This window comes from Sporolactobacillus sp. KGMB 08714, from assembly GCF_036598985.1.
GTDB lineage: Bacteria > Bacillota > Bacilli > Bacillales > Sporolactobacillaceae > Sporolactobacillus.
The window spans coordinates 130,516-147,062 of sequence record NZ_JAUUBW010000067.1; the positions used below are offsets into that span (position 1 = coordinate 130,516).

The window sequence follows — 16,547 nt, forward strand, 5'->3', positions numbered from 1 at the left end:
GCCCTTCTATCATTTTATCCCGGTATGTTCAAATAGTTACATGAAATCTCTCAGCAAAAAACTCTTGTCAAAAAACAAGCGAATCTTATCGCAGACATGCCCCCGGGCCGATCAGGAAACCGTTCCGGCCCGGCGTCAGTGTCTTATTTTTTCACGAGCGCGTGTACACGTTCCATCACGGCCGTTTTCAGAGCGGCAAATTTGCTGTCCCGCGTCTCTTCGTTTTTGCCTTTGACACCGAAATAAAATTTAATCTTCGGTTCCGTTCCGGACGGCCTCAGGCAGAACCATGAACCGTCGTCGAGTTTATACTTCAGTACGTTGGAAACCGGCAGGGCAATCTTTGTTTTGGCAGCCGTTTTCACGTCGATCGCTTCGGATTTTTCATAGTCTTCGATAACAGCAACAGAAACTCCGCCCATTTCCACCGGCGGATGCTTTCTGAAATCGGTCAGAATCGCCTCAATCTCCGCATTGCCCTCAATTCCTTTCAGTGTCAGAGATTCAAGTCCTTCCCTGTAATAACCGTACTTTTTGAAGACATCCTGAAGCGCATCGTAAAACGACTTCCCTTGAGATTTAAAGAAGGCGGCCGCCTCGGCAGCGAACAGGGCGGCCTGAACCGCATCCTTGTCGCGGACAAAAGAACCGATCAGATAGCCGTAACTTTCTTCATAGCCGAAGAGGAACGTGTGCTCGCCGCTCCGTTCATATTCGTGGATTTTTTCACCGATAAATTTAAAACCGGTCAGTGTATCGACAGTCGGGATCCCGAAAGCTGCGGCAATCGCCCGGCCGATCTCTGACGTGACGATGGTCTTAACGACAACGCCGTTGGCCGGCAGTGTGCCTTTTTCCTTCTTCTGGGAAAGCAGATAATCCAGTAAAACCGCTCCGGTCTGATTGCCGGTCAGAACCACATATTCACCCTGATCATTTTTAACGGCAACACCGAGTCTGTCGGAGTCGGGATCCGTCCCGAGCAGAATATCCGCATCGATTTTCTTTCCGTATTCAATGGCAATTTTAAAGGCCGCATGCTCCTCCGGATTAGGCGACTTGACCGTTGAAAATTCAGGATCGGGATCCGCCTGCTCCTTAACGACCGTTACATTGGTAAAGCCCCAGTTCTTCAGGCCGTTCACAATCGGATGATAGCTGGATCCATGAAGCGGAGTAAAGACAATCTTAAGATCGGACCCGACCTGTTTGATGATTCCGGGATTCAGCGACAAGGTTTTCAGGTTTTCCTGATAGGCCTGATCCACCTTTTCACTAATGACTTCAAGCAGCCCCTTTGTCTTCAGTGCCTGTTCATTCCCGACTTGTACCTTCAGTTCATCCTCAACCGAAGCCACATATTTAATCACGTCATCTGCTTCAGCCGGGGGCAGCTGGCCGCCGAATTCATTGTAGACCTTGTATCCGTTATATTGCGGCGGATTGTGGCTCGCCGTGATCACGATCCCTGCGAAAGCGTGCAGATAACGCACGGCAAACGAGAGTACCGGCGTCGGACGGAGCGTATCGAAGATAAACGTTTTGATGCCGTGGGCACCCAGCGTTTTCGCGGCTTCTACCGTAAATTCCGCGGAGAAGTGGCGCGGATCATGCGCGATCACAACCCCGCGCCTGACGGCATCTCCGCCCGCATTCAGAATATATCTTGCCAAACCTTCCGTTGCTTTTCTGACGGTGTAAATATTCAGCCGGTTTGTTCCCGGGCCGAGTTCTCCGCGCATCCCGCCGGTACCGAATTCCAAATTTTTGTAAAAGCAGTCTTCCAGCTTGACCGGGTCATCTGCGATTGCATCCAGCTGCGTTTTCAGATCCTCATCCAGGCTTTCATCCGCCTGCCATTTTTTATAAACTGTTTCCCAACCCAAACTGACCACCTCGTGTTTATATGGTTCTTCATACCTTTTTGCCGAAGTTTCATTCCTTATTATAGCAAAAAAACGCTGTCATTCACATGTCAATCAAACAGCCGCACATCGTAAATAAGGTGTGCGGCTCCACTTTTTATTCTAAGATTTGCTGACTTTAGGAGCGAAATACCTGATCAATTTCTCGAGAGACACATCCAGGAGAGAATTAAAACAGCCGTCAACGTGTCCGAACGGCATCTGCTTCGTCACAGCGTTCGGGACAACAATACAGTACAGTCCCGCTTTTTTCGCAGCAAGCGAGCCGTTGAACGAATCCTCGATGGCGATGGCTTCCTTCGGCTGCACGCCCAGGCTGTCAATCGATTGAATATAGAGCGCCGGATCGGGTTTCACTTTTTCGACATCGTCACTTGATTTGATGCTGAGAAAATAGTCGGACAGGCCGAGGCGTTTCAGATGCCTGCGCGTCCATTCGCCCCTTGAACTCGTGGCAAGGCCGATTTTCAATCCCAGGTTTTCAGCTTGGGTGAGCAGCGATTTTACGCCCGGGAGCACCTCTTCCTGATCGACAAGTCTGTTAAAAAGTTCGTATCTTTCTTTCTGAAAGGCTTCATGGTTAATTTTGATATGCCCCTGTTCTTCCAGATAGCCGAGCGAATCAAAACCGTGCTGCGTCCCGACGGACTGGCTCCACACACTCAGAGGCAGATTCACATGATATCTCTGAAACATTTCCTGCATGACTAGATACATAATTCGTTCACTATCCAAAATCACACCGTCAAAATCAAAAACTATGGCTTTAATCATTTCAAACAACCCTTCTCAGTGGCTTCACGATTCATTTTAACACGATTGCTGCAATTTATTTAAGAAAAAAAGCCAAGGCGGCCCTTCTGTCCATTTTTGATAAAACGGCGGCATTGAAAAAATTTAAAAGCAAATCGTTTACAAGGGAGAGCGTCATTTATGAAGCAGTCGGTTATCGGGCCTGAAAAAAATCAAATTTCAGCGGTTGTTCGGGGCTGCATGCGAAGCGCCAATATGTCTGAAGGCACTGCGGAATGATTGGGACGGATCTTGAAAACGGAATCAATTTTTTTGATCACAACAACAGGGTCCATGAAGCCCCGTCCGGGCAGGGGCCGGCAAAGCGGCCCGGCTTAAGGAAACAGGATCAGCCTGCAGACAAAATGCGGCCTTATTCACGGCGAAGCTGCACGTATGATGATTTTTTCTGGAGACAGCCCACGGCAGCCTGACGCGCCGGCAGACGAATCAGCTCGATTGGCTTGGATTCTGCGCCATTCGGCAGACGGACAGGTCATCCTCGATACGACCAGCCCCAAACGAAACGGGCCATTGAATCTGCCAAAGGGGCCGGCATCAGCTCACCCGCCGGGAATGGCAGGAAATTTATCCGGCCGCCGGCAGCAAAACGCCATGATCCGCGAAAAATAAGGAGGTTCGAAAGCAGAGGAAGTTTCGAACGAATATGGATTTTAGGAGATATGGAAATGATCCGCTGCCGCCTGACGGCATGCGGATTATTTTTTAATAGGGCGCCGTCTCAAAAGAAGGGAGCGGCCTGTCTCAGGTTCCAAATCCGCTCCGTGCTTTCGACGATCGGCACATTCATGAGCGCCCCGCTGGCAAGCCCACGGCGCGGACAGAGCCTGAGCCGCATGGATACAATCCGCTGAAATTTTATACTTAATAGTATAAAAAGAGTCAAGGTTTCAGGAAGCGCGCATACACTAAATTAATCAACCTCATAAGCGGCCGCACTCTATGGTACCCGGCTCATCTTTAGTAAGGAGGGATTCTTTTATGGCGGACTTTTTGATTTCCGAAGAACAGTGGGACCTTCATCAAAAGGGCTATCAGGACCAGCGCCGGCATGCGGAAAAAGTCAGGGAAGCAATCAAGAACAATCTTCCTGATCTGATCAGCAATGAAAGCATCATTCTTTCGGACGGTCAGAAGATGACCCGGATCCCGATTCGCTCATTGGACGAGTATAAACTGCGTTACAACTTTGAAAAAACAAAGCACGTCGGCCAGGGAAAAGGCGACAGCAAAGTCGGCGATGTCATTGCCAAGGCACCCGGAAGACAGGCGGGCCAGGGAACGGGCAAAGGAAACGGCGCGGGCGACAGACCCGGAATCGACTATTATGAAGCCAATGTCTCGATTATGGAAATTGAAAATCTCTTTTTCAAGGAACTGGAACTTCCCCACCTGAAACGCAAACTGGAAGCGGACGTTGTCGTCGACAGCATCGATTACCGCGATGTCCGAAAAAAAGGACTGATGGGCAACATTGATAAACGGCGGACGATCCTGCAGGCAATCAGGAGAAATGCCCGCTCCGGAAAAACACAGATCTATCCGATCCGCGAAGAGGATCTTCGCTTCAAGACATGGGAGACCGTTATTAAACCGGAGAGCAAGGCCGTCGTGCTTGCGCTGATGGATACCAGCGGATCGATGGGCGTCTGGGAGAAATATATCGCACGCAGCTTCTTTTTCTGGATGGCGCGCTTTCTCAGAACCAAGTATGAAAGAGTCAGCATTCAGTTTATCGCCCACCATACTGAAGCGAAAATTGTCACAGAGGAGGATTTCTTTTCCAAGGGCGAAAGCGGCGGCACCATCTGTTCATCAGCCTATGTAAAAGCGCTGGAATTGATCCGGACGTCCTACCCTCCCTCAAAATATAATATTTATCCATTCCATTTTTCAGACGGCGACAACCTCTCATCGGATAATCCGAAATGCATCCGCCTGGTCAATGAAATTATGTCGCTGACCGACTTTTTCGGCTACGGGGAAATCAATCCCTATCACAGATCGAGCACCTTGATGAGTGCCTACCGGACGATTAAAAACGATGCCTTTCGTTCATTTATCTTAAAACAGAAGAGCGATGTCTATCATGCGATGAAATACTTTTTTCATAAAGAGCCCGAAAGCACTGCCATTTGAACGGCCCGGCGGTCTTAGTCTCTCCCCGCAATTTCAGGGGCCCAGCCTTTGATCGGGGCCGGGGCTTGCCGATCTTCTTTAAAAAAGTGCCCGAATGAGGGCTTTTTTAGTTGCCGTGTATGATTCCCAGGCGATTAAGCGGCCAATAGCGAACATCTACTTTCCCGACCAGTTTCTTCTCACTAACAAAGCCGAATATGCGGCTGTCTGCACTGTTCTGCCGATTGTCGCCCATCACCCACAATTCGCCCTTCGGCACGCGCATCTGTCCCGTCAGCCCTTTTAACGAGAAATTCCCGGTCAGCACCCCGCCTGCCAGCTGCTGCTTATAGCGGTCCAGGAAGGGCTCGCTGACCTTTTTATCATTTATGTACAGCCGATCATTTGAATAAGTAATTTTATCTCCGGGCAGGCCGATCACTCTTTTTACATAATCGTCCGTCGCTGTCGCATGGAAAATGACGACATCAAAACGTTTGGGCTGGGTGAACCTGTAATCTATTTTATTCACAACCAGCCTGTCGCCGTCATAAAGCGTCGGCATCATCGAGGGCCCCTGAACGATATAGTTCCCGATAATGAATGACCGCACAATCAGCACAACGAAAACGGCCAGTCCAATTGCCAGAATCCACGTAAATGCTTCATTTTGTTTTTTTTCTTTCTTCATCGGCCAACGACTCCTCTGTCTCTATAAAAATAGTCCCGTCGGCGCAGCTTCAGCCGGCAGATTTTCCTGCGTCCTCTTTAGCGTACACGAAAAGCGCTGTTCCCAACCGGACGCAGCGCTTTTCAAAAATAAGTTCATTGATTTTCCAGTAAATGGATTGTACCGAATTCCGGAAGGGGCCAGTAGCGAACGTCCACTTTGCCGATAATCTGTTTTTCATCTACAAATCCGAAGAAGCGGCTGTCCTCGCTGTTCTGGCGATTGTCTCCCATGACCCAGATTTTTCCTTTCGGAACACGGAGCACCCCGGTTTTTTCTTTAAGATTAAAATCGGGTGTCAGAAGCTCCCCCTTCGGCAGCTTTGCCTTATACTTATCCAGGTAAGGCTCCTGTACCGCTTTCCCGTTCACATAGAGCTGATCATTTTTATAGGCAATCGTGTCGCCGGGCAGCCCGATGATCCGTTTGACATAATCATCCGTCGGCGTTGCATGAAAAACAACAACATCGAAGCGATGCGGCGTCCCGAAAGAATAGCTGATCTTATCAACGATCAGCCGGTTGCCGTCCTGAAGCGACGGCATCATCGATTCGCCTTTGACTACATAATTGTCAAAAATAAAATAGCGGATAAGAAGAGCAATAATTACGGCAATAGCAATTGCTCTTATCCAGCTCCAAAGTTCTTTTGTTGCTGCCTTCATTTGTTTTCCCTGCCCCGATTGACATTCCGTTCCGCGCCCGGAACGACCGCCTGCGGCAGTCCGGATCATGCCGCCGATTTTCAGCGATTGAGCAGACTGCCTACATATCTTAATAATTCGTTCGCCGAAGTGGTATTATAACCGTACTCGTCGACGAGTCTTGCAATTACCTCGTTAATTCGTTTAAGCTGCGTTTCATCCGGTGTTTTGCTGGACGTCGTGATTTTAACGACATCTTTTAAATCAGCAAAAAGTTTTTTCTGTATCGCTTCTTTCAGCCGCTCATGCGACTGATAATTAAATCTTTTTCCCTTGCGTGCATAGGCGGAAATCCGAATCAGTATCTCTTCCCTGAACGCTTTTTTCGCATTCTCGGAAATACCGATCTGCTCTTCGATCGAACGCATCAGTTTTTCATCCGGATCGACTTCATCCCCTGTAATCGGATCAAATATTTTATTGCTATTGCAATAAGCTTCGACATTATCCAGATAATTGTCCATCAAAGTCTTTGCCGATTCTTCAAAAGAATAGACAAATGCTTTCTGAACTTCCCGCTTCGCCAATTCGTCGTATTCCCGGCGCGCGATCGCCAGAAATTCGGTATAGCGCTCACGGTCTTCATCGGAAATCGACGGATGCTGATCAAGTCCTTCCTTGATCGAACGCAGGATATCGAGGGCATTGATCGAAGGGACTCCTTTTTTTATGATCGCCGAAGAAATGCGATTGATCACATAGCGCGGATCAATGCCGCTCATTCCTTCATCCGAAAATTCATGTCTCAATTCTTTAATATCGGCCGTATTGTAACCTTCCACCAGTTCTCCGTCATACAGCCTCATCTTTTTCACCAGATCGATGCCGCGGCTTTTCGAGTCTTTCAGCCGGGTCAGGATAGAAAAGACGGCGGCCGTTCTCAATGCATGCGGAGCAATATGGACATCGGCGACATCGCTCTCGGAAATCAGCTTTTTATAAATTTTTTCCTCTTCGCTGACCTTCAGATTGTAAGGAACGGGCATGACAATCATACGCGAGTGCAGCGCCTCATTTTTTTTGTTGCTGATAAACGCCCGGTACTCAGTTTCATTCGTATGAGCGATGATCAGTTCATCCGCCGAGATCAGAGCAAAACGGCCCGCTTTGAAATTGCCTTCCTGAGTCAGTGAGAGCAGATGCCAGAGAAATTTCTCATCGCATTTCAGCATTTCCTGAAATTCCATGATCCCGCGGTTGGCTTTATTCAGCTCGCCGTCAAACCGGTAAGCACGCGGATCGGATTCCGAGCCGTATTCGGCAATGGTTGAAAAATCAATGCTTCCCGTCAGATCGGCGATGTCCTGAGACTTCGGATCCGAGGGGCTGAACGTGCCGATGCCGATACGCTTGTCTTCCGACAGAAAAATGCGTTCGACCGGCACATTCTCGATTTTCCCCCCGTAATCCTTTTCGAGCCGCATCGCATTGAGCGGTGAAAGATTGCCTTCGATGCGAATGCCCGTCTCCTGATAAAAATCCTCGCGCAGATGAACGGGAATCAGATGCAGCGGATCCTCATGCATCGGGCAGTCTTTAATCGCATAGACGGCCCCCTCATCAGTCCACGAATACTGCTCAAGACCCCGTTTCAGCAGGGTCACAATCGTCGACTTGCCGCCGCTGACCGGCCCCATCAGGAGCAGGATACGTTTTTTTACATCCAGGCGCTTGGCCGCCGGATGAAAGTATTCTTCAACCAGACGCTCAATCGCTTCTTCGAGCCCGTAAATTTGTCCATCGAAAAAACGATAGTTCTTATGCCCGCCCTTCTCGGAAACGCCCGACGAGACGATCATCTGATACACCCTGGAGTGCGCGGACTGTGCAATCACCGGGTTCTTTTTCACCAATTCCAGGTAGTCTGTAAATGTCCCTTCCCACTTCAATTGTTTCTCATAGTCGCGGAATTCTTTTAATTTCTCCAGAAAGTCCATAATATCCCCCCAGAAAAGATTAACCCATGTAATAAAGTGTATGCACAGGTCCCCCAATCTTTCATGAAAACTCCGTTCTCACATTTTTCGTATAGTAAAAATATGATTAGAGAAGACTTTTTCAGGAAAGAAAAAATCGGACACGGGGGAATCTTAGAATCTTTCTGAACGGCGGCCGTCACTTCAGCAGGGGAAAATTCTGCTGACGGAGCGCTTCGTAGACAATGATGGCCACACTGTTCGAAAGATTGAGCGAGCGGATGGCATTCGTCATAGGCAGCCTCAGGCACCTGTCTTTATGTGCGGCAACAAGATCTTTAGGAAGCCCCGTCGTCTCCCGCCCGAAAAAGAAATAATAGCTGCGGCCAGGGTCGCTGAAATCAAAATGGCTGTACGGGCGGCTGCCATCGGTTTCCACAAAATAAAATTCTCCTTCATTATGTTTATTAAAAAAATCATCCAGAGAATCATAGTAATGAATATCCACGGAAGGCCAGTAGTCCAGCCCGGCCCTTTTCAGGTGCCTGTCGTCGGTAGAAAATCCGAGCGGCCGGATCAGATGAAGCGAACTGTGCGTGCCGGCACAGGTTCTGGCGATATTGCCCGTGTTGGGAGGAATTTGCGGCTGGTAGAGAACAACATGAATGGTCATGAAACGTGTACACCTCGAAAAAATCAGGATTCCGAATGCGCTTTCGCGCCCGGCCGCCTGAAGAAAATCCATTTTATTATAACATGATCCGGCTCAGCCCACATCACTTTCCATCGCGGATATGAAAAAATTTATACTGAATCCGATCCGTCCAGGCGGGCGAATCCGTGTACGCCCAGTCGCGATGACGTGCGTCGTACGTGTGAGCACTGACGAGCGGCTGACCGGAAGGAGCAAGAGCCGTAACGAGGGTGTTGTGATCCCAGCGGCCATCGCCTTCGAAATCGTAGCAAATGACATCGCCGGGTACCAGTTTGTCCGGTTTGTCTGTTTCCACAGCGCCGATCAGATTGCCGCTCCGGCTCAGATACCAGCGCAGATTATTAGCCACCGCCCAGCTGAAACTCCAGTTCGAATACTGCTGCCACCAGCCCCTGTTCCGGATCGGCTGGCCGTTCATTTGAATGCCGCCGGCAAAAAGGCACTGCGAAATGAAGTTGGTACAGTCATTTTCGATTTTCGGAAAAGCGGGGTTGCGCCTGTTCCACCAGACTTCGGCATAGCGGACAGCGTTGAGCCGATTATAAGATCCTCTGAAATGCCCTGCCTTCGGATCTTTTCCCGATGCAGAAGGCGCTGAAGCCGGTGTGCCTTCCTCTTTTTTTAAAGAAGGTGTCCGCAGGCCGTCGGCCACGATGCTGCTTCCGCGCAGAACGGCCTGTCTGTCCTCGATCCTTTCTTCCAGATAGAACCGGCCGCTTTGTTTGATCAGCCATTGCATGTGCAGACGATAGTCGACCACCTGATCCTCTCTTTTTTCTTCGATCCGGGCCACTCTTGTCCGGCCGATTGCTTTTTCAATCTCACAGTTTGTACTTTTCAGCCGTAAGCTCCTTCTCTGCAGCCGCAGCCGTTCGTCGGCGTTCAATACGATATCAAAATCGGCCGGCCGGTTCACCCACCATTCACACAGCTTCCCGACATGTGCCTGAAAAGATGCTTCCCAGTCTATTTCGATCACCCGCCGTTGACGTTTTTACGTCATACCTATGCAGGGGCCATGAAGTTCATGCTCCCCGAAAAAAAAAAACGTCAAACGGCCAGACGTTTTAAAATTCCCGCGGCTGCCAGCGAAGCAGCAGGCGCTCTATATCGTTTCGGACTTTTTCATCAGTTTCTTTCTCAAGCAGCGTTTGCAACGTTCCAATCATTTCTTCATACACGCCGCTTTCTAAAAGGTTCCGCATTTTCCCAAGCGACCAGACGGCGGCCCGGCGAATGACCGGACGCGGATCTTTTTCAAGCAGATGAAGCAGCTCCGGTGCGGCAGTCACATCCTTGTAATTGCCGAGCGCAAGAACCGCATTGCGCTGAATCGGTTTCTTCCCCCGCCAGGATCCGGATAATTTCCCGAAAGTCTCTTTAAAACTGCGATTGGAGAGTGTAAGCAGCGGCTTAAGAAGCGGCCGCGCCAGTTCCGGATCAGGCTCCATTTCATCATGAAAGTGGCTGTCCACACCGCGGTTGTAAGGACAGACCTGCTGACAGGTATCGCATCCATAAACCCGGTTTCCGACGGCCCTGCGGTAGTATTCAGGAATATCCTGTTTCGTCTGGGTCAGAAAGGCGATGCATTTGTGACTGTTCAATTGACCGCCCTGAACGATCGCCCCGGTCGGGCAGCGGTCAATGCAGATTGTGCAGTCTCCGCACAGATCTTCGGCAGGCCTGTCCGGCGGAAAAGGAATATTCGTCAGCATTTCACCGAGATAGACGTAGGAACCGAATTCTTTTGTGATCACATTCGTATTCTTTCCGGACCAGCCGATGCCCGCCCTTTCGGCAACCGCCCGATCGGACAGTTCCCCGGTATCCACCATGTTTTTGAATCGGGCACCGGGAATTTCATCGATCAGGAATCTGCCCAGCTTTTCCAGGCACTCACCGACAAGCTGATGATAATCCGTCCCCCATGACGCCCGGCAAAATGCGCCGCGGCGGTTTTCCTTTGTATTTTCAGGGCGGACGGCCATCTTCTTCGGATAGGCGAGAGCGACCGCAACGATCGACTGCACGCCTTCCATCAGCAGCGACGGTTCCGCCCGCTTCTCAATATCTTTTTTCTCAAATCCGGACTGGTAGCCGAGCTCCCGCTGCAAGTAAAGTCTGGCCTTCAGCTCGGTAAACGGTTCCGCTGTCGTAAAGCCGATCTTGTCGGCACCGATTTTTTTGCTGAAAGCAATCAGTTTCTGTTTCAGAATGCTGTAATCCGTCATGCCGCGCACTCCTTTCCAAGGCGGCTTATCTGCCGGAGACCCGCCGGAATTGTGGTAAACTGAAAAAAGAATGATATTCAGGAGGCGTGTCATGGTCGATATCTCTGTTTCCGCAAAGCTTAAAAATCTTATTCCCGATTTCAAAGCCGGTATCATTAGTTATCATCATATCGTGATTGCCGACCTGCCGCAAATTATTTCCGAACGGCTCCCGCTTTTTTATGAAAACATACGCCTTTCTCTGGAAAGCCACCCGATCAGCACTATTGAAGGGGTCGGGGAATGGCATCGGATCTTTAAAAGGACAGGCACCGATCCTTCCAGATACCGGCCTTCGCAGGAAGCGCTGCTTCGCCGTATCCGAAAAGAAGGACGTCTGCACACGATTCACTCGGCTGTCGATCTCAACAATTTTTTCAGTGTCCAGTACAGCATTCCACTGGGGATCTACGACCTTGACCGTTTGGAAGAACCGATCCGGATCACGATCGGCACTGCTGAAGACCGCTATGAAGCTCTGAACGGCAGAACAATGAATATGGAAAATAAAATTGTTTCCGCCGACCGCGAAGGCGCGTTCGGAAGCCCGATCGTCGACTCGCGGCGGACCTGTATCACGGAAAAGACAACCGGTGCGCTGCAGATCGTTTATATCCGGCCTTCGATGACGGCCGAAGAGAGCCGCAGGATGATCAAGAAAATAGCCGCGATGTTCACACAAATTCACGGAGGAGAAAACGAATGGAAGATCATTGAATAGAATATGATTTAATCATTCGAAGCCGGAACAGAGGTTCCCGCCTGGTCTTCACATATACTAATTTCTGGCAAGGAGTGAATCTATTGAACTCGGATCTTTTCAGTATTGATTATTTTAAACAAGCACTGCGTCTTCAGATTGAAAAAAACAGCGACGCGTTCACACCCGTTCAGGCAATGAACAGCTATTACCACACGGTTGTTTCGGCAATCATCCAGGACCGGATCAATAAAAATTTTGAACTGATCCGCCGCATCCGCAATCTCGAATCTGCGTATAAAGCCGTTAAAACCGAAATTGTCCAACAGCAGCAGTAAAAATCGCCGAAGTGCAAAAAGCAGAAGACAGACGGTTTCTGCCTTACGGACCGAAACCGTGCACCGATGCGACGCAAAGCCGTCTTAAAAGCTTTCCGAGCTGAAAACGGCGCATGGATTGCCGAAAATGTGACGGGGCTGCCCCAGAGTCGAAAAATCACGATAGGGACAGCCTCTTTTTCGTCTTTTACTTTAATTAATCGATTTTCTCAATTCGACCTGGTGATTGGAGCCTCGGTGTTTCTAAATTGGTTCACGCTTTTTTTGTAGAGCCGTTTTGTCGGCCGGAATCGGTTTACGTTTTCTTTTTCTGTAGAGCCGTTTTGTCGGCTGGAATCGGTGTTTTGAAGCAGGCCTTCGTTTTTGTTTTCTTATAGTGGGGTCCGACGTCATATGATAGATCTTTTTCGAACTCGGATATATCTTTTGACTGCCCGGCAGTTTCCCGATTGTACAATCCAGTTTGATTCTGAGCCTTCGTAAAGTCAAAAGCCACTGTCACACTGTTGCCGCCCAGATTTACTCCTATGTGGGCAGTCAAAAGCAACCGCCGAAACACGAAGTAAAGCGCTGCCTATCTTAAACAATTGTTCAAAGTGTATTTTTTATACTTAAGGGACTATTCATATGGCTCACCCACATACGGGAATGTATGTTTGCGTTTCCTGTATAATAGTGATATATTGACAATAATTAATAAAATATTCCCTTGAAAACGAAGCCAAGACATGCCTTCAGCTAGTGACATAGAAAATGCCCAGTTAAACGCCGCTCAATCATTCATCCAAAAGATTACAAATTTGGAACAATACTTTTCCACGACAGCACTGACGCTAGAACAAAAATTTGTCGTTGCCGATACCCCCTTCTTGGAAGTGGATTTTAATGTTTCCGGCACGATCAAGACTAAAGGATCAAACGCCGTTACAATAACTGTTGAAAATGGAGAAACATTAGCAACAGAATTTGATGTGCTGGGCGGACTGACTTCATTGGGAGCAACTGCTAATGTAGATATGACTAATCCGAAGCAAATGATCTCTTCACTCGCTGCCTCTGTAAAAACTGGCAGTATTCAAGTCGAGATTGAACAGCCAGATTCTCCTGAAGGGGTTCTCACCGTTTCACCCTCAGCTATATGGGAAAATATCCCGGTAACAACTTCATATAACACGGAAGCAGAGGTTAAACTGATCTTTAAGTACCGGAATAGTATCAGTTTTCCCAATGTTACATTACCAAATACCGAAGAAATTTATGCGTTGAACCAAAATATACAAGAAATTAATGTACCGTCTGCGATTGCTTATCAAATATTAGGCTCAATACAAAATGTATACGGAACTGTTGCGGATGATGCAGCTACCCTTGGAACAGGAGAAAATGCAGGTAAGGCTATTGCAGCAGTTATAACTGTTCTTTTTATTGTTGTTGCAGCAGCAGCTTTATCAGCAGCGTAAAAATTTGATTCATGATAGTTCTCTATGATTGAATTACATCACTCAAGGGACTATCATGGATATACATATTTGCAAATTAAATAAAGATTCCTATTTACAGTTTATATATATTGGAACTTCATATAAAAATCAGACCACAAAATTTAATTAATTCATATATGGACAAACATATTAGAAATAGGGGACAAAGAGAGCAGCACAGCAAGGAAGTGCACAGGCGATGATTGGATATTATATTTTTTGTTTTTTTTGGATTTTTTGTGTAGTTATTTCGGCAGGTGTATTTCAAGCAAATTATAACAATATTCCTCATTTTCTGCAGGCTGTTCCCTATATTGGTACAATCATTTTTTTTATTTTTGATATTGTTCTACTTAAAAAACGAAAGTTAAGGCCCTCCGTTTTTAAATCACTTTTAGTTGCTCTACTAGGTGGAATTGCTGCTGCAATCACAGAAGTTTTTATTAAATGAGTGGGCTGTCTTTATCTTCCTTTGTGGCTATATCCATAATTTACGATTAAAACAGCAATGATAAAAAGCATCCCATAAGGTACAAATACCAGTGCAAATGATGTTAATTTGACAATGTGAAAGCAGGCTTCAATCAAAGCGGGAATGAATCCAGTAATTATAAATACACTGAATATATAAGTTAATAGTTTTTTTTTGTTCATATTTTAGTATTCTCCTTAGTTCCTATAAATTGGACTGTGTCACTGTTATGTAAAAATACTTACGAAAATTGTGACTAACACAACAGCTCCATCCAAAAGAAGACTATCTGAATATAAAAAGATGAGCGAGGGTTCTGTGTCGGAGTCTATGATCTCAGTTATAATAAAGTGGACTAAAACCAAATTCTAAAGCAGAGACTCAAGGATGGCTCAATTCCCAATTACTCTAGATGAACAAACTTCTGCATCAATTATTTTTTGGCGGCGCAAAAAATTCAGGCATGAACGCGCTTTCGGAGGCGATTTTAAATCAAGTGATAAACTTAAAAGATGCACAAGTATTCTAATCCCTTGCTGGTTTTGGATTTTTCCCGAATAGTTTGGCTCAGGGCGCTGCATTTGTCAGCTATTTACGATAGCTGACAATCAATTTTTCAGGAAGTCTTTTGACAATCTTATCGATGGCTTTTCAGACAGAACGGGTCATCCTCGGATGCTTCTTGAAATAAGCTAATAAGCTGTTGGACCGCTTCGATAAAACTCATATCAGCGAGTTCATCGACCATCAGATAAAATAGCTTGCCCAAGGTTCGATCGTCCTTGTTTTGAGCGGCATTGGCCGTCAAAATTTGTTTGATCAAAAGACTGCCACTGCAATACGAGCATTAAAACCGGACGTCCGTTTTCCAGAACAGGACCGACTATTTCGAGTTCAGTCCATTTTATAGTATCTGTTTGTTCAGTACACCCAGCGATGGTTCAAATCCAGTGGCAAAAAGTAACGAAAAATAGCCAACGACCACTTGAACATTATTAAAATACATGTTCAGAGTCGCACAGGTCAGAAAAAGTGCATGTTTTCTTGCCAATTTGTGATTTTCTAAGCACATATTATCAAAAAAGGTATCAACCGTTGATACAACAAGTTTTTTAAATGAACTGACAAATCCTGAATAACATTTGGGAAGTGACGACTTGACTAAAATTTATGGTTCCTTATTCTTTATTGTATTCTTTCTCGCGCTCCTTGCAGGCATTTTACAACGTTTTTACGCCTCCATTCCTCATTTCTTACAGGCCATTCCGTTCGTGATGATCAAAGAAAATACGCCTCAAAATATTTTTATCCATAAAGAAAAGATACCACAGTCACAAGCCCCGTGATACCTCCATTTTTTATACTTTCTTATCTTTTAAAGAAAGGGCCACAGCCCCGCCTAAACTATGACCGAACAGGATAAATGATTTGAGCCCCATCGCATCAATAAAATCGCGCAGGTATTCCGCGTGCGCATCGACTGAATAGCTAAAATTCTCCGGTCTATCACTGAATCCGGCACCCAAAAGATCGACCAGCAAGCAGCGATGCCTTTCCAATGCTTCCTGTGCGGCCACCTGCGGATAATCAAACGAGCCGGCACATCCAAGCCCATGAATAAATAAAATCGGTACATCTTTTCCCGGAATATCATGATAGCGAAGGATAGCATTCGCTCTCCGGACAAAATATTCGTTCAAAAGACCACATCCTAATGATTTCAATATAATAATTACGGTAATTATAACAGGATGAATAGTAAAAAAACATGTGTACCGTACTATAACATATGTTTTTCGAAATTCTCAGCATGAGAAAAACTGAAACCTTTTTATTAACCCGGAATATGAGAACTCAAGTAATTTGTGCAGTTCCTCGCGCAATATTTTCGCTGCCGTTAATAGAACCGGAATCCCTCGGGCTAACGGAGGGGACAGGTGAGGTTGTTCAAGAACGTCGGACGGTGTATAAAATATCGATAGGAATGAAGTAAAAAGCTGAAAAAAATTGGGAATGGACTTTTGTTGGCTCACCCGGATTCAACTTGAATTTTCGGTGCGACTTAGGCTGCATTCGGTGCGACTTAGACTTGATTCGGTGCGACCGCTCTCGTTTGGTGCAACTTCCTGACGATTGGGTGCGACATTTGGGCGGTTCGGTGCGACTTAGACTTGATTCGGTGCGACCGCTCTGGTTTGGTGCAACTTCCTGACGATTGGGTGCGACATTTGGGCATTTCGGTGCGACTTAGACTTGATTCGGTGCGACCGCTCTGGTTTGGTGCGACTTCCTGACGATTGGGTGCGACATTTGGGCATTTCGGTGCGACTTAGACTTGATTCGGTGCGACCGCTCTGGTTTG

16 protein-coding genes are annotated in these 16,547 nt (G+C 47.1%); 6 read left to right on the top strand and 10 right to left on the bottom strand.

Annotated elements, in window-relative coordinates; genetic code table 11:
* Positions 1 to 143: 143 nt before the first annotated feature.
* Both Q6A92_RS18710 and Q6A92_RS18715 read right to left on the bottom strand, forming a co-directional pair.
* Positions 144 to 1,886, bottom strand: a complete 1,743-nt coding sequence (locus Q6A92_RS18710; protein WP_274400501.1) for a phospho-sugar mutase — start codon at positions 1,884 to 1,886, stop codon at positions 144 to 146.
* 141 nt (positions 1,887 to 2,027) lie between these two features.
* Positions 2,028 to 2,699: an HAD family hydrolase gene (locus Q6A92_RS18715; protein WP_332239021.1), complete on the bottom strand. Its 672-nt coding sequence runs from the start codon at positions 2,697 to 2,699 to the stop codon at positions 2,028 to 2,030.
* A 1,020-nt stretch (positions 2,700 to 3,719) separates the two neighbouring features.
* Here Q6A92_RS18715 and yhbH point away from each other — a divergent pair.
* Positions 3,720 to 4,877: a sporulation protein YhbH gene (gene yhbH, locus Q6A92_RS18720; protein ID WP_274400495.1), complete on the top strand. Its 1,158-nt coding sequence runs from the start codon at positions 3,720 to 3,722 to the stop codon at positions 4,875 to 4,877.
* A 106-nt stretch (positions 4,878 to 4,983) separates the two neighbouring features.
* Here yhbH and lepB (Q6A92_RS18725) read toward each other — a convergent pair whose 3' ends face one another.
* The 6 genes from lepB (Q6A92_RS18725) to queG form a co-directional block, all read right to left on the bottom strand.
* Positions 4,984 to 5,547 carry a signal peptidase I gene (lepB, locus tag Q6A92_RS18725; RefSeq protein WP_274400494.1) on the bottom strand — a complete coding sequence of 188 codons (564 nt, stop codon included), beginning with the start codon at positions 5,545 to 5,547 and terminating at the stop codon, positions 4,984 to 4,986.
* Between the two features lie 134 nt (positions 5,548 to 5,681).
* Positions 5,682 to 6,251 (bottom strand): signal peptidase I, encoded by a 570-nt coding sequence (gene lepB / locus Q6A92_RS18730; protein ID WP_274400492.1) that lies wholly within the window; start codon positions 6,249 to 6,251, stop codon positions 5,682 to 5,684.
* Positions 6,252 to 6,331: 80 nt separating this feature from the next.
* Positions 6,332 to 8,227 carry a PrkA family serine protein kinase gene (locus tag Q6A92_RS18735; protein ID WP_274400490.1) on the bottom strand — a complete coding sequence of 632 codons (1,896 nt, stop codon included), beginning with the start codon at positions 8,225 to 8,227 and terminating at the stop codon, positions 6,332 to 6,334.
* 178 nt (positions 8,228 to 8,405) lie between these two features.
* Positions 8,406 to 8,879: a tRNA (uridine(34)/cytosine(34)/5-carboxymethylaminomethyluridine(34)-2'-O)-methyltransferase TrmL gene (gene trmL, locus Q6A92_RS18740; protein ID WP_274400488.1), complete on the bottom strand. Its 474-nt coding sequence runs from the start codon at positions 8,877 to 8,879 to the stop codon at positions 8,406 to 8,408.
* A 103-nt stretch (positions 8,880 to 8,982) separates the two neighbouring features.
* Positions 8,983 to 9,900 carry an amidase domain-containing protein gene (locus tag Q6A92_RS18745; protein ID WP_332239022.1) on the bottom strand — a complete coding sequence of 306 codons (918 nt, stop codon included), beginning with the start codon at positions 9,898 to 9,900 and terminating at the stop codon, positions 8,983 to 8,985.
* A gap of 88 nt (positions 9,901 to 9,988) precedes the next feature.
* On the bottom strand, positions 9,989 to 11,155 hold the full coding sequence (queG, locus tag Q6A92_RS18750) for a tRNA epoxyqueuosine(34) reductase QueG (RefSeq protein WP_332239023.1): 1,167 nt from the start codon (positions 11,153 to 11,155) through the stop codon (positions 9,989 to 9,991).
* A 91-nt stretch (positions 11,156 to 11,246) separates the two neighbouring features.
* Here queG and Q6A92_RS18755 point away from each other — a divergent pair, with 91 nt between their 5' ends.
* The 4 genes from Q6A92_RS18755 (at position 11,247) to Q6A92_RS18770 (ending at position 14,164) form a co-directional block, all read left to right on the top strand.
* Positions 11,247 to 11,915 carry a B3/B4 domain-containing protein gene (locus Q6A92_RS18755; protein ID WP_332239024.1) on the top strand — a complete coding sequence of 223 codons (669 nt, stop codon included), beginning with the start codon at positions 11,247 to 11,249 and terminating at the stop codon, positions 11,913 to 11,915.
* Between the two features lie 83 nt (positions 11,916 to 11,998).
* The gene (gene yvfG, locus Q6A92_RS18760; RefSeq protein ID WP_274400480.1) at positions 11,999 to 12,232 is read left to right on the top strand and encodes a protein YvfG; all 234 of its coding nucleotides are present in this window, start codon (positions 11,999 to 12,001) and stop codon (positions 12,230 to 12,232) included.
* 728 nt (positions 12,233 to 12,960) lie between these two features.
* A complete protein-coding gene (locus tag Q6A92_RS18765) occupies positions 12,961 to 13,692 on the top strand; it encodes a hypothetical protein (RefSeq protein WP_332239025.1) in 732 nt (243 codons plus the stop codon).
* Between the two features lie 220 nt (positions 13,693 to 13,912).
* Complete coding sequence (locus tag Q6A92_RS18770) at positions 13,913 to 14,164, top strand: hypothetical protein (RefSeq protein ID WP_274400478.1); 252 nt, start codon at positions 13,913 to 13,915, stop codon at positions 14,162 to 14,164.
* A 658-nt stretch (positions 14,165 to 14,822) separates the two neighbouring features.
* On the opposite strand, the gene Q6A92_RS18775 is transcribed toward Q6A92_RS18770, so the two are convergent.
* Complete coding sequence (locus Q6A92_RS18775; protein WP_332239029.1) at positions 14,823 to 15,008, bottom strand: hypothetical protein; 186 nt, start codon at positions 15,006 to 15,008, stop codon at positions 14,823 to 14,825.
* Between the two features lie 334 nt (positions 15,009 to 15,342).
* Here Q6A92_RS18775 and Q6A92_RS18780 point away from each other — a divergent pair, with 334 nt between their 5' ends.
* Positions 15,343 to 15,531 (top strand): hypothetical protein, encoded by a 189-nt coding sequence (locus Q6A92_RS18780; RefSeq protein ID WP_332239026.1) that lies wholly within the window; start codon positions 15,343 to 15,345, stop codon positions 15,529 to 15,531.
* Positions 15,532 to 15,543: 12 nt separating this feature from the next.
* On the opposite strand, the gene Q6A92_RS18785 is transcribed toward Q6A92_RS18780, so the two are convergent.
* Entirely contained in the window at positions 15,544 to 15,885 is a 342-nt protein-coding gene (locus Q6A92_RS18785) for an alpha/beta fold hydrolase (RefSeq protein WP_332239027.1), read from the bottom strand.
* Positions 15,886 to 16,547 lie beyond the last annotated feature (662 nt).

What these genes read in the sequence shown, in the direction of transcription:
- Q6A92_RS18715 (WP_332239021.1), bottom strand. Translation starts at nt 2,699, where the DNA reads ATGATTAAAGCCATAGTTTTTGATTTTGACGGTGTGATTTTGGATAGT.
- yhbH (WP_274400495.1), top strand. Translation starts at nt 3,720, where the DNA reads ATGGCGGACTTTTTGATTTCCGAAGAACAGTGGGACCTTCATCAAAAG.
- lepB (WP_274400494.1), bottom strand. Translation starts at nt 5,547, where the DNA reads ATGAAGAAAGAAAAAAAACAAAATGAAGCATTTACGTGGATTCTGGCA.
- lepB (WP_274400492.1), bottom strand. Translation starts at nt 6,251, where the DNA reads ATGAAGGCAGCAACAAAAGAACTTTGGAGCTGGATAAGAGCAATTGCT.
- Q6A92_RS18735 (WP_274400490.1), bottom strand. Translation starts at nt 8,227, where the DNA reads ATGGACTTTCTGGAGAAATTAAAAGAATTCCGCGACTATGAGAAACAA.
- trmL (WP_274400488.1), bottom strand. Translation starts at nt 8,879, where the DNA reads ATGACCATTCATGTTGTTCTCTACCAGCCGCAAATTCCTCCCAACACG.
- queG (WP_332239023.1), bottom strand. Translation starts at nt 11,155, where the DNA reads ATGACGGATTACAGCATTCTGAAACAGAAACTGATTGCTTTCAGCAAA.
- Q6A92_RS18755 (WP_332239024.1), top strand. Translation starts at nt 11,247, where the DNA reads ATGGTCGATATCTCTGTTTCCGCAAAGCTTAAAAATCTTATTCCCGAT.
- Q6A92_RS18765 (WP_332239025.1), top strand. Translation starts at nt 12,961, where the DNA reads ATGCCTTCAGCTAGTGACATAGAAAATGCCCAGTTAAACGCCGCTCAA.
- Q6A92_RS18770 (WP_274400478.1), top strand. Translation starts at nt 13,913, where the DNA reads ATGATTGGATATTATATTTTTTGTTTTTTTTGGATTTTTTGTGTAGTT.